12 protein-coding genes are annotated in these 12,408 nt (G+C 39.7%); 10 read left to right on the top strand and 2 right to left on the bottom strand.

Going from position 1 to position 12,408, the window contains the following annotated elements:
* Nucleotides 1–9 precede the first annotated feature (9 nt).
* Nucleotides 10–1,689 (top strand): DNA repair protein RecN, encoded by a 1,680-nt coding sequence (gene recN / locus DOK79_RS10255; protein WP_206856670.1) that lies wholly within the window; start codon nt 10–12, stop codon nt 1,687–1,689.
* Between the two features lie 113 nt (nt 1,690–1,802).
* Here the strand turns inward: recN and DOK79_RS10260 are convergent, their stop codons facing one another.
* Nucleotides 1,803–1,919, bottom strand: a complete 117-nt coding sequence (locus DOK79_RS10260; RefSeq protein ID WP_010735989.1) for a DUF4044 domain-containing protein — start codon at nt 1,917–1,919, stop codon at nt 1,803–1,805.
* 71 nt (nt 1,920–1,990) lie between these two features.
* Nucleotides 1,991–2,947 (bottom strand): magnesium transporter CorA family protein, encoded by a 957-nt coding sequence (locus DOK79_RS10265; RefSeq protein ID WP_206858019.1) that lies wholly within the window; start codon nt 2,945–2,947, stop codon nt 1,991–1,993.
* Nucleotides 2,948–3,157: 210 nt separating this feature from the next.
* Between DOK79_RS10265 and DOK79_RS10270 the strand changes: the two genes are divergently transcribed.
* The 9 genes from DOK79_RS10270 to DOK79_RS10310 all read left to right on the top strand — a co-directional run bounded on the left by DOK79_RS10270 (nt 3,158) and on the right by DOK79_RS10310 (nt 12,351).
* A complete protein-coding gene (locus DOK79_RS10270) occupies nt 3,158–3,526 on the top strand; it encodes a DUF3397 domain-containing protein (RefSeq protein WP_206858021.1) in 369 nt (122 codons plus the stop codon).
* 170 nt (nt 3,527–3,696) lie between these two features.
* Complete coding sequence (mraZ, locus tag DOK79_RS10275; RefSeq protein ID WP_206858322.1) at nt 3,697–4,128, top strand: division/cell wall cluster transcriptional repressor MraZ; 432 nt, start codon at nt 3,697–3,699, stop codon at nt 4,126–4,128.
* Nucleotides 4,129–4,149: 21 nt separating this feature from the next.
* On the top strand, nt 4,150–5,109 hold the full coding sequence (rsmH, locus tag DOK79_RS10280) for a 16S rRNA (cytosine(1402)-N(4))-methyltransferase RsmH (protein ID WP_206858028.1): 960 nt from the start codon (nt 4,150–4,152) through the stop codon (nt 5,107–5,109).
* Nucleotides 5,110–5,113: 4 nt separating this feature from the next.
* Nucleotides 5,114–5,512 carry a cell division protein FtsL gene (ftsL, locus tag DOK79_RS10285; RefSeq protein WP_206858037.1) on the top strand — a complete coding sequence of 133 codons (399 nt, stop codon included), beginning with the start codon at nt 5,114–5,116 and terminating at the stop codon, nt 5,510–5,512.
* Entirely contained in the window at nt 5,513–7,705 is a 2,193-nt protein-coding gene (locus tag DOK79_RS10290; RefSeq protein ID WP_206858039.1) for a penicillin-binding transpeptidase domain-containing protein, read from the top strand.
* Between the two features lie 16 nt (nt 7,706–7,721).
* Complete coding sequence (gene mraY, locus DOK79_RS10295; protein WP_206858041.1) at nt 7,722–8,684, top strand: phospho-N-acetylmuramoyl-pentapeptide-transferase; 963 nt, start codon at nt 7,722–7,724, stop codon at nt 8,682–8,684.
* Between the two features lie 12 nt (nt 8,685–8,696).
* Nucleotides 8,697–10,058 (top strand): UDP-N-acetylmuramoyl-L-alanine--D-glutamate ligase, encoded by a 1,362-nt coding sequence (gene murD, locus DOK79_RS10300; RefSeq protein WP_206858043.1) that lies wholly within the window; start codon nt 8,697–8,699, stop codon nt 10,056–10,058.
* 26 nt (nt 10,059–10,084) lie between these two features.
* Nucleotides 10,085–11,173 (top strand): undecaprenyldiphospho-muramoylpentapeptide beta-N-acetylglucosaminyltransferase, encoded by a 1,089-nt coding sequence (gene murG / locus DOK79_RS10305; RefSeq protein ID WP_206858044.1) that lies wholly within the window; start codon nt 10,085–10,087, stop codon nt 11,171–11,173.
* A 14-nt stretch (nt 11,174–11,187) separates the two neighbouring features.
* Nucleotides 11,188–12,351, top strand: a complete 1,164-nt coding sequence (locus DOK79_RS10310; RefSeq protein WP_206858046.1) for a cell division protein FtsQ/DivIB — start codon at nt 11,188–11,190, stop codon at nt 12,349–12,351.
* The last annotated feature ends 57 nt before the right edge of the window (nt 12,352–12,408 follow it).

The raw sequence follows: 12,408 nt of genomic DNA on the forward strand, positions 1-12,408 counted from the left end.
GTGATTGCAATGCTACAAGAAATCAGTATCACCAATTTTGCGATTATTCCTGAGTTGCGGTTGTCGTTTCATGAAGGAATGACTGCTTTAACAGGAGAAACCGGTGCGGGTAAGTCAATTATCATTGATGCTTTAGGCTTATTAGCAGGGGGTCGCGGATCAAGTGATTATATCCGTCAAGGTGCGGATAAATGTATTCTTGAAGGATTATTCGAATGGCCAAAGCAAAAGGGTTTTGAATCATTGATGGAAGAATTGGGGATCGAGTCGGATGGCTCAAACCTGATTGTTCGCCGTGATATGTCATTGACAGGAAAAAATGTCTGTCGGGTCAACGGGCATATTGTTACATTGGCGAATCTAAGACGTGTCGGTGGTTACTTAGTGGATATCCAAGGCCAAAATGAACACCAAGAATTACTACAACCTGAATCGCATCTTGTTTTACTTGATCGTTTTGGAGATGCGACGTTCCAAGAGAAGAAAAGAACGTATCAAGAAGCTTATGAAGCATATCGTGAACTAGAAAGAAAAGTACGTAAGATCCAACAAAACGAAAAAAACTATGTGCAACGCATCGATATGTTGAACTTTCAACAAGAAGAAATCGCAGCTGCACAACTAGTAGTTGGTGAAGAAGAAAAACTAAAAGAAGAGCGCGATAAGTTAAGTAATTATCAAAAAATCGTTGATGGCTTGGCTACGGGTTACGGCGCATTAAGTGAAGGGGAACAAAGCAGTCTTGATGGTGTCGGGATGGCTGTTTCTGAAATACAGAGTATCGCGCATCTTGATCCAGAATACGAAGCGATTTTTGAGAATATCCAGAGTGCCTACTATTTGTTGCAAGATGCAGTAGGGGATATGAGCAGACAAATCGATTTACTTGAACTGGATGAAAATCGTTTAGAAGAAGTAACGCAACGTATGGAAACGATCCGACAATTAAAACGTAAATACGGTGATTCAGTTGAAGCAATCTTAGCCTACTACGAAGAAATTTCAGAGGAACTAGATTCTTCCGACTTTACAGAAGGTCAGCTTGATAAAATGAAGCAAGAACTCACTCAAAAAGAAGAACGAGCTTTTCAGTGTGCGAATGAGCTTCATCAAGCAAGAAAAGCCATTGCAAGTGAGTTGGAGCAATCGATTTTACGTGAATTGAAGAGCCTGTATATGGAAAATACCGAATTTGAAGTTCGTTTTTCCAACCGAGCAGATGGACGATTAGACGAGCAAGGGATTGATGTCGTTGAATTTTATATCACGACGAACCCAGGAGAACCATTGAAACCGCTGGTCAAAGTTGCTTCAGGCGGTGAGTTGTCCCGAGTATTACTTGCATTGAAAACCATTTTTTCTTCTGAGCATGGGGTGACTAGTATCATTTTTGACGAAGTAGATACTGGGGTCAGTGGCCGAGTGGCACAAGCCATTGCAGATAAGATATTGAAAATCTCTAAGTATTCTCAAGTACTCTGCATCACACATCTACCCCAAGTAGCTGCTGTAGCGGATTATCAATACTACATTGTAAAAGAAGTAGTCGGTGGAAGAACACGAACATCCGTTGCCGAACTAGCTGCGGCTGAAAGAGAAAATGAAATTGCGCGAATGTTGGCAGGTAGTGAGATCACACCATTAACGATCGAACATGCCAAAGAATTACTGCGCTTAGCGAAAAAATAAAACGATGCAAGAAGCATTCAACTAAAAAAGCAGAGCTTGGAAATCAGAAATGATTTCCAAGCTCTGCTTTTTTTATCATTAATCATAAAGAGACTAAGGTTATTAGCAGTTATCTACATTACACTGATTACAGCAGTTAAAACGACTGAACCGATTGTCAAAATCAACATTGTCCAAATCACTAATTTGGTCACTTTCGCAAAAGTACTCGTTTGTTTTTTTTCTCGCATCGTGATTACCTCGATTTATTATTGTTAACTTAATTTTACATGCTTTTCGCCTATTCTACAAGAGGGCATCTCTATAAAAACTTCCCTTTTTTTAAATAATAAGTGGTTAACAGGGAAATGATCACGGTCAATAAGATCAGCCAGAGAAACGCATCATCCCTTTCAGCAATTGGTAGTTTAATGTTCATCCCATAAATACTTCCGATAATTGTAGGGATTGTTAAGATGATCGTTAAAGAAGTTAAAATTTTCATAATATTATTCAAGTTGTTGGAAATGATTGCTGAAAAAGTTTGGTTCATTTGCTCGACTAGCTTTAAACGGATACGAGCAGTTGTCTTCGCTTGTTCGGTTTCGATGATCACGTCTCTTAGATGATTCATCAAAGCGTGATTATTTTGGACAGCTTGATTTTCGGCTAAGTGTTGTAAGGCTTCAAGGTTGGAGGCTGTCGCTTCTTTGAAGTACACTAAACTTTTTTGGATATCCATGATTTGATATAGCTGTTTATTTTCAGTTGAAACTTTTAATTGCGTTTCAAGCAAATCACATTGAGCAAGTAATGAAGATAAGTAGGTGTTAAAAGATTGAGTAATTTGCCAAAGCATCTGCATAAAAATATTTAGATTTGCCGAAAGGTCATTTTTATGAAACGTTTGTTGGAACACTTTCTTCAAAAAAAGTGGTTCATGATTGGTAATTGTGATAAGCTTCTTTTTGGGCGTGAGAATAATCGAGAACGGATAGGTGTCTACTTGGAAATACCCACTAGGACTTGTCTTTGGAAATGGGTATTGTAACAACAATAATGCTGGTTTCGTTAATTTTTCTTGATTGAATTCTTCTACCCGTGAGTTTTCTGCATCGTCTAAGACAGACGTAAGGTAATCTCTAGGTATCTGAAATTGTTTGATCAACTGATCGATCTCTTCTCCTGTAGGACGCTCGACACAATACCAAACGGTTTCAGCAGTTTCTTCCGATGAGTCAATCAATTTTTGGTCTTCGAGTGTGAAATACTTTATCATTGGGAACCTCCTCAATACTTCTTTCTTCTATTATAACTAATTCTTGAAAAGAACACATTGAAAGAGACTATCCTTTGACCAGCAATGAGTTGATTTGTAAAAAAGGGCTATAGTAAAGTAATAAAACAGTATAAATTTAAACTAAATGAAATCGTTGTGTAAACTAAATCACGTATACTTAACGCAACGATTAAAAAGGAGATTTGTCGTATGGGCAGTTTTTCACCACTTGTATTATTTTGGTACATCTTTCCGGCAATCGTGATTTTTGGTTGTCAATTTCTAGTTAAAATCTTTGCTCTGACTCGCCGTTTTAAAGTCAAAGCACCTGATTTAGCCGTTCCCTTTTTGTGGGGAGGTATCCACGCATTGTCTCGTAATACCGCTACGTCTTCATTTTTGCCTTTTTTATTGATCACAATCCTTTTGATGGCAATCTGTATTGCGTTATTCCAAGCTTATTACTATGACGAAATCGTGTATTCACGTTATTTCAAAATGACTTGGCGACTTACTTTTTTGGTTACCTTAGTCATGTATGTCGTATTGATCGTCTTGAACATCCTTTCATTTCTCTAATATGACGCAATCAGGCTGTTAAAAGACTTTTAAAAATCTTTTTGCAGCCTGATTGTTAAAATTTTTTTTACTAATAAAAAAGTTATTCTCAGATTTCCCATAAAAGGTGGTAGAAAGTGGGGGATTGTGGTAGACTGATTTTAGTTAGTGGAGGATTGGGGGTAGTTTCGATGTTAATGGGCGAATATCGGCATAATATTGATGCAAAAGGTCGCTTGATCGTGCCTTCAAAATTGCGCGAGGAGTTAGGCGAACAATTCGTGTTGACTCGTGGTTTAGATGGTTGTCTTTTCGGCTATCCAATGAGTGAATGGAACGAATTAGAATCGAAACTAAACGATATGCCTCTAGCAAAGAAAGACGCTAGGACGTTTGTGCGCTTTTTCTACTCAGCAGCTACAGAATGCGAGCTAGATAAGCAAGGACGTATCAATATCCCTAATACATTAAGAAACTACGCAACAATTACGAAAGAGTGTGTCATTGTTGGTGTGTCAAACCGAATTGAGATTTGGGATGAAGCCAAATGGCAAGAATTTTCAGAAGCTGCAGAAGAAAACTTTGATGAAATCGCTGAGAACATGATCGATTTCGGATTATAAGAAATAGGAAGAGGCTGACTAATGACTGAAACATTTCGACACTATACAGTCATGTTAAAAGAAACGGTAGATGGACTTGCGATCAAACCGAACGGAATATATGTGGACTGTACACTCGGCGGAGCCGGACATAGCGAGTACTTATTAAGCCAATTGAATACAGAGGGTCATCTTTATGCGTTTGATCAAGATCAAAAGGCAATCGATCACGCAAAAATCCGTTTGGCTGAGTATGTCGAAAAAGGTATGGTCACTTTTATCAAAGCAAACTTCCGTGAACTTGAAGAGCGTCTGACGGAATACGTTTCTAAAGTCGATGGGATCCTTTACGATTTAGGCGTGTCCTCGCCGCAACTAGACGAAGCGGAACGTGGGTTCAGTTATCATCAAGATGCGCCTTTAGATATGCGGATGGATCAATCGGCACCATTGTCAGCTTATCATGTGATCAACGAATATCCATACAACGAATTAGTGAAGATTTTCTTTCGTTATGGAGAAGAAAAGTTTTCAAAACAAATTGCCAGAGAAATTGAACGGGTGAGAAAAGATCATCCGATTGAAACAACCGGGGAGTTAGTAGAGATCATCAAAAACGTGATTCCTGCCCCAGCAAGACGAAAAGGCGGTCATCCTGCAAAACGTATTTTTCAAGCTGTACGAATTGCAGTCAATGATGAATTAGGAGCTGAGGAAGCTTCCTTGGAACAAGCTATCCGTTTATTGAAGGTCGATGGTCGGATCAGTGTGATCACTTTCCACTCATTAGAAGACCGGATCGTCAAAAACATGTTCAAAGAATATAGTACAGTCAAAGATCTACCACCGGGTTTACCGGTCGTACCTGATGAGTTCCAACCGGAATTAAAAGTGATCACGAGAAAACCGATGTTACCGTCTGAAGAAGAATTAGCAGAAAACAATCGTTCTCGTAGCGCAAAACTGCGTATCGCTGAAAAAATAAGAGAGAAAGAGGAGTAGAAGAATGGCAGAATTAAAGAAAGTCCAACAATATCCATATGATTTACAAGAAATTGAACTACCAGAGCAACCTCTGCCAGATTCACCCTCTGAGAAAGAAATCATTCTTCCTCAATCGCCAGCTAAGCGCTTGAAGCAAATCTCTATTTTTGAAAAGCTTGCAGTAGTGTGTATTGCTTTTTCCGTCGTTGCACTTTGTGTGTTGACAGTCATGTTAAGAACCAATATCAGTGGCATGGAAAAACAAATCGGTTCAATACAAGTTGAAGCCAATGAGAAGAAACAACAAAAAATAAGTTTGGAACAAGAGAAAAGTGAACTTTCTCGTACCGAACGTGTCAAACAAATCGCAGAAGAAAAAGGGTTGTCAATCAATGACGACAATTTAAGGAAAGTGAAGTAAATGAGTCTTAAAAATAAATTCCGGCGGTTTATGGAAAAGAAAAATCTAAATCCGATGAACAATCGCAAAAAAGTAGGTATCATTTTATTTGCTACGAGTATTGGATTGTTCTTTTTATTTGCCGTTCGTTTTGCATACATCGTGATCGGTGGTCATGTGGCAGGCACTTCATTAGAAGAAAAAACGAACCAGCTTTACCAAGGAAGTGAAGTGGTCAAGGCAAAAAGGGGCACGATCTTTGATCGTAATGGGGTAGCTTTAGCAGAAGATGCTACTTCTTACTCGATCAAAGCGATTCTTTCCAAAACCTATACGTCTGGAGACAAAAAATTATTTGCACAAGAAAAAGATTTTGATACGCTTGCTGATATCATCAGTAAAAACCTTTCAATGGAAAAAAGCAAAGCATTGAAGGTCCTCCGTGATGGAGCCGATCAAAATTTGTATCAAGTAGAATTTGGTAATTATGGGCGCAATATCACCCAAGAAACCAAACAAAACATTGAAGATGAAATGAAAGCGGCCAATGTTACTGGCCTTTATTTTGATAACCATCCAGCACGTATGTATCCAAGTGGTGTCTTTTCTTCCCACTTTATTGGGTACGCTGTACCTGATGAAAAAGAGACTGGTTTAGTCGGACGTCTGGGAATCGAATCTGCTTATGATGACATCTTAAGTGGACAAAATGGAAAGATCTACTATCAAAAAGATAACTTCCAAAATCCATTACCTGGAACCGTAGCAGAAGAAGAACCGGCAACCGATGGGAAAAATATCTATACGACCCTTGATAGTCGTCTGCAAACTTACTTGGAAACGTTGATGGACCAAGTGAATGAAGAATACCAACCCGAAGAATTGACAGCTGTCTTGATGGAAGCTAAAACAGGTGAAATCACTGCCATGGCTCAACGCCCAACGTTCAACCCTGAAACGATGGAAGGATTGACGGGGGAAGATGCTGTATGGCGTAATATCCTTGTACAAGATTCTTATGAACCAGGTTCGACGATCAAAGTATTCACAACAGCAGCTGCGATCGAAGAAGGTAAATTTGATGAAAATGAATCGTTCTTATCTGGACAGATCAAAGTGGCTGATGCAACGATCAATGACCATGACTTTGGTAAAAAAGGGATGCTGACGATGCGTCAAGCTCTTTCTTGGTCTAGTAACGTTGGTATGGTGATGCTTGAACAGCGCTTGGGTGGTAAATGGTATAACTATTTGCAGAAATTAGGATTTGGTCAAAGCACTCACTCTGGATTAGATGATGAAGTAGCTGGTGCTTTACCGACGGCCAATATCGTTGACCAAGCGATGAGTGCCTATGGTCAAGCGATCGGTGTGACTAATTTCCAAATGATGAAAGCTTTCAGCGCAATCGCAAATAATGGCACGATGATCCAACCACGTTATATCAGTAAAATCGTTGATCCAAATACCGGAGAAGAAGTATCTACTGAAACGGAAGTGTTAGGACAGCCGTTTTCTAAAGAAACGACAGAAAAAGTACGTGAATATATGCGCGATGTCATTGAAGACGAAAATTATGGTAGTGCGTATGGCGTGTATAGTGTTCCAGGATATAACATCGCAGCTAAGACTGGTACTGCTCAGATTGCCTCAGATACAGGAGGCTACCTAACAGGAGAAACAGCTTATCTATATTCGATCGTCGAAATGATACCAGCTGAAGATCCTGAATATGTGTTATATCTGACAATGAAACATCCTAAGACATATGACCGTACAGCTTTAGCAAAAATCGCAAACCCATTGTTAAAACGAGCGATGGATTTCAAAGAAGCTGAAACAGCTACACCAGAAGAAAAGCAGACTGGCAATGTGACAGTCTCTGATTACCGGAACTTAAATCCTGATATTGCGGCCGCAGATGCACAAAAAAGCGGGTTGCAACCAGTAGTCATCGGTGATGGAGACAAGGTGCAAGCACAGTCCACAGCAAATGGTGATGAGCTGATATCTGGAGAAAAATTGATTTTATATACTGGTGGTACTGCACTGATGCCTGATGTAACAGGTTGGTCAAAAGCAGATATCATGAAACTAGGAAAAATACTTGGTGTAGAAGTGACGTTCCATGGCGATGGTTACGCAACGGAACAAAGCCTTGCACCATATGAAAAAATATCTGATGAAACCTTGAGTTTCCATCTAAAAGAATAATAGGAGAGAAGAGAGCATGGATTTGACACAAACATTGATCCCCATTGCGAGTAGTTGTGCAATGACGATTGCAACAATGCCGTTATTTATTGGTTATTTTCAAATGAAAAAACAAGGCCAAGCCATTCGTGAGGAGGGACCTAAATGGCATAATGTAAAAGCCGGAACTCCAACGATGGGGGGATTGGTGTTTTTAGTCAGTGCGATCTTGACAGGTATCTGGGTAGGTGCTTGGCAACAACAGTTGACACCTACTCTTTTCATCTTACTTTTTGTCCTTGCTTTATACGGGGCAATCGGCTTCTTGGATGATTTTATCAAAATCTTCAAGAAAAGAAACATGGGACTGAATTCAAAGCAAAAACTGATCGGACAAATCGCAGGTGGAATCATCTTTTATCTCGTTTATCGTGGGGAAGGTTATCCAGGAACACTGAACTTTTTTGGCATCGATCTGCCATTAAGTTGGTTGTACGGAGTATTTGCGATTTTTTGGCTAGTCGGCTTTTCCAATGCGGTCAACTTGACAGATGGGATCGACGGCTTAGTGGCTGGATTAGGCAGTATTTCATTTTTGACCTATGCAGTGATTGCTTGGCACCAACAACAGTATGACGTATTAGTCATCTGTTTAAGTGTTTTGGGCGGTTTACTAGGTTTTTTCGTTTACAATCGTAAGCCAGCCAAAATTTTTATGGGTGATGTCGGTTCTTTGGCTTTAGGTGGCTTATTAGCGGCAATCTCGATCATGCTCAATCAAGAATGGACGTTATTGCTGATCGGATTGATGTATGTCATTGAAACAGCTAGTGTGATGTTGCAAGTTTCTTCTTTCAAATTGACGGGGAAAAGAATCTTTAAAATGTCACCGATCCATCATCATTTCGAGATGAGTGGCTGGTCAGAATGGAAGATCGACACTGTCTTTTGGATAACAAGTGTAATTACTTCATTGATCACATTATGGATCGTATGGTAGGAGATGACGAGAATGAAAAAAATAACAACTTATGAAAATAAAAAAATCCTTGTTTTAGGATTAGCAAAAAGCGGATTTAGTGCGGCCAAGTTATTACATGAACTGGGCGCACTTGTCACCGTTAATGACGGTAAACCATTTGATGAAAATCCTGAAGCACAGGAATTGCTATCTTTAGGGATCAAAGTCGTGACCGGTAGTCACCCCATCGAACTATTAGATGAAAAATTTTCGATGATTGTCAAAAACCCTGGTATTCCTTACACACAACCATTAGTTGCAAAAGCTCAAGAAATGGGTATTCCGGTAATTACGGAAGTTGAACTAGCTTACGAAGTAGCGGAATGCCCAATTATAGGTATCACAGGAACCAACGGAAAGACAACGACCACTACGATGATCGGTTTATTGCTGAATGCAGGGAAATCGGCGGGTGTTGCACGTTTAGCAGGGAATATCGGGTTTCCTGCAAGTAGTGTGGCACAAGAGGCTGGTCCAGAAGATAAAATCGTCATGGAACTATCAAGCTTCCAGTTGATGGGAATCACTGATCTTCGTCCACATATTGCAGTGATCACGAACATCTATGAAGCCCATATCGACTATCACGGCTCTCGTCCAGCTTATGTCAAAGCCAAATGGCATTTGCAAAAAAATATGACAGCAGACGATTACCTCGTGTTGAATTGGAACCAAAAAGAATTACAAGAACTCAGTAGAAAAACGAAGGCAAAAGTATTGCCTTTTGCGACAGATCAAGTTTTGGAAACAGGCGCTTATTCTTTTGAAGGAGTCATTTATTACGATAAAGAAAAAGTGATGGATACCTCAGAAATCGGTGTTCCAGGCGCCCATAATGTTGAAAATGCACTAGCAGCGATTACAGTGGCAAAACAACATGGCATATCAAATGAGGAAATAAAAGAAACGTTGAGTCATTTTCATGGCGTGCCTCACCGTACACAGTATGTTGGTGAAGTCCAAGGACGTAAATTTTATAATGATTCGAAAGCGACTAATATCTTAGCAACGAAGATGGCTTTAGGTGGTTTCAAACCAGAAACAATGATCTTGATTGCTGGTGGACTTGATCGTGGAAATTCATTTGATGAATTGATTCCATCGCTTGAAGGAGTCAAAGGCTTGATCACGTTTGGTGAGACAAAAGAGAAATTGAAAGACGCGGGTGAAAAAGCAGGGATCCCGACGATCTATACGGCAGAATCTGCGGAAGCAGCGGTTCCATTAGCTTTAGAAAATAGCGACCCGGGAGACGTGGTTTTATTGTCACCTGCTAATGCAAGCTGGGATCAATACCCTAACTTTGAGATCCGAGGCGATCGCTTTATGGAAGCCGTAAGAAAATTAAAATAGAAAAGTAGAAACGAGCGATAATAACTATGAAAATTTTGGTAACAGGTGGAGGAACCGGTGGACATATCTATCCCGCGCTAGCCTTCGTCAATTATGTGAAAACACAAGAGCCGAACGCCGAGTTTATGTATGTAGGTGCAAAACGTGGTTTGGAAAATAAAATCGTCCCAACCACTGGGATTCCTTTTCATACCTTAGAGATCCAAGGATTTCAGCGAAAGTTTTCACTAGGTAATGTCAAAACGATCCATTTATTTTTAAAAAGTATCCATCAAGCAAAAAAAATACTAAAAGAATTCCAACCGGATATCGTGATCGGGACGGGTGGCTATGTATCGGGGGCAGTTGTCTATGCTTCTGCTAAGTTAGGGATTCCGACGATCATCCATGAACAAAACAGTGTTCCGGGAATGACGAATAAATTTTTAAGTCGCTACGTGGATCGGATCGCCCTTTCTTTTAAAGATGCAGCAACATTTTTTCCAGAAAATAAATCGGTTTTGATCGGTAATCCACGTGCCCAAGAAGTTGCAGATACGATGAAAACTGATATTCTAAAAAAATTCGACCTTGATCCTGAGAAAAAAACAGTTTTGATTTTTGGCGGGAGCCAAGGGGCATTAAAAATCAATCAAGCTGTTACTTCTTATTTAGACACGTTTACTGCTACTGACTATCAGATTCTTTACGCATCAGGTGATCGCTATTATCAAAGCATTAAGGAAACACTTGGAGAAGCGAAAGCAAACATCAGCATCCAACCTTATATCAATGATATGGCTGAAGTGATGGCGGCAAGTGATTTGTTAGTTGGTCGAGCAGGAGCAACATCGATTGCTGAATTGACTGCCTTAGGGTTACCTTCGATCCTTATCCCGAGTCCCTATGTGACGAACGACCATCAAACTAAAAATGCGATGAGCTTAGTTCGAGTTGGGGCAGCCAAGATGATTGCAGATGGAGAATTGGACGGTGATTCATTAGGCGCCGCGATCGCTGAGATCATGACAGATGAAACATTACAAAAGAACATGTCAACTGCTTCTAAAACATTAGGTATACCGGATGCATCGGAGCGCTTGTATCAACTGGCAAAATCGTTAATCAAAGAGTAAGGTGGTGGTCATAGATGAGTAAGAAAAAAGAAACAAAAAAGCCGGAGCAGTCAAACGACGAAAAAAAGTTGACGCCTTGGCAAATGGCCAACCGTGAATACTTAGAAGAACATAAAGAGCAGTCAGAGAAGCCGCTGGAAACAAGTGAAAAAAGCGATCAAAAGGAAGAGCAACAAGAAGCTACTATTCCTTCTAAAGTCGAAGACCCGCTTGTTGAAGAAGACTTCTTGGACTATGAAGAAATCGAACATAAGAAAGACGGCGCACCATATAATGGTTCGTTTATCGATCGTTTACCTAACTTGAAGAATTACCGAAACAAAGTTTTATATCGTAGGCTGAGCTTAATCATTTCCATTCTGTTGATTCCTTTGTTATTTTTGATTTATTATGTTTCTCCTTTAAGTAAATTAGAGGCAGTTTCTATTTCGGGAAACGAGGTCGTCTCCAAAGAAGAAATATTGAATGATACGCAATTAGAGATGAACCAGCATATCTGGGGACAGTATTGGCACCGCCAAACTTATATCGACCAGTTGAAAAAAGAACAACCACGGATAAAATCTGCTACGATCGCTTTTAGTGGCATCAATACATTTGATCTGTCTGTCACTGAATACAAAGAGATCGCCTTGATTTTAACGGACGGGAAATATCATCCTGTGATCGAAGATGGCACGGTGTTAGATGAGACGGTTGAAAGTCCTACGAAGAACTTACCGATCTTAGAAGGATTCACAGATTCAACAAAAATCAAAGAATTAGCAACCGAATATAATAAGCTATCACCAGAATTGCAAAAAGCCATTTCAGAAATCAAGTATACGCCTCGTGATACTAATAAAAATTTGATCCAGCTAAATATGAATGATGGCAATCAGGTGATCGTCAACATTAGTAATTTAGCGACACAAATGAATTTTTATGCGCAAGTAGCAAGTGAAATGGAAGAAAATGGCGTGATCGATATGGAAGTAGGGATTTTCTCTTACCCATACTCAAATAACGATGAAGAAGAATCAGAAGAGGGAACAGAAGCAGGAACAGAAGAAAGCACAAACCAAACTTCTGTACCGGAAACAAGCGAAAATGAGCCTGAAATCAGCGAGAATCAAGACGAAATGAATCCGACAAATGAAAATACGACCCCATCTTCGTCAAGTTTGGATGAAAATTAAGAAAACCATTGTAAAATGTGATAATCTACTTTCTAAAAACTGGTAATTTATGGTAAA

Source organism: Enterococcus sp. DIV1094 (assembly GCF_017316305.2).
In the GTDB taxonomy this organism is placed as follows: Bacteria; Bacillota; Bacilli; order Lactobacillales; family Enterococcaceae; genus Enterococcus_B; species Enterococcus_B mangumiae.

What these genes read in the sequence shown, in the direction of transcription:
- recN (WP_206856670.1), top strand. Translation starts at nt 10, where the DNA reads ATGCTACAAGAAATCAGTATCACCAATTTTGCGATTATTCCTGAGTTG.
- DOK79_RS10260 (WP_010735989.1), bottom strand. Translation starts at nt 1,919, where the DNA reads ATGCGAGAAAAAAAACAAACGAGTACTTTTGCGAAAGTGACCAAATTA.
- DOK79_RS10265 (WP_206858019.1), bottom strand. Translation starts at nt 2,947, where the DNA reads ATGATAAAGTATTTCACACTCGAAGACCAAAAATTGATTGACTCATCG.
- DOK79_RS10270 (WP_206858021.1), top strand. Translation starts at nt 3,158, where the DNA reads ATGGGCAGTTTTTCACCACTTGTATTATTTTGGTACATCTTTCCGGCA.
- mraZ (WP_206858322.1), top strand. Translation starts at nt 3,697, where the DNA reads ATGTTAATGGGCGAATATCGGCATAATATTGATGCAAAAGGTCGCTTG.
- rsmH (WP_206858028.1), top strand. Translation starts at nt 4,150, where the DNA reads ATGACTGAAACATTTCGACACTATACAGTCATGTTAAAAGAAACGGTA.
- ftsL (WP_206858037.1), top strand. Translation starts at nt 5,114, where the DNA reads ATGGCAGAATTAAAGAAAGTCCAACAATATCCATATGATTTACAAGAA.
- DOK79_RS10290 (WP_206858039.1), top strand. Translation starts at nt 5,513, where the DNA reads ATGAGTCTTAAAAATAAATTCCGGCGGTTTATGGAAAAGAAAAATCTA.
- mraY (WP_206858041.1), top strand. Translation starts at nt 7,722, where the DNA reads ATGGATTTGACACAAACATTGATCCCCATTGCGAGTAGTTGTGCAATG.
- murD (WP_206858043.1), top strand. Translation starts at nt 8,697, where the DNA reads ATGAAAAAAATAACAACTTATGAAAATAAAAAAATCCTTGTTTTAGGA.
- murG (WP_206858044.1), top strand. Translation starts at nt 10,085, where the DNA reads ATGAAAATTTTGGTAACAGGTGGAGGAACCGGTGGACATATCTATCCC.
- DOK79_RS10310 (WP_206858046.1), top strand. Translation starts at nt 11,188, where the DNA reads ATGAGTAAGAAAAAAGAAACAAAAAAGCCGGAGCAGTCAAACGACGAA.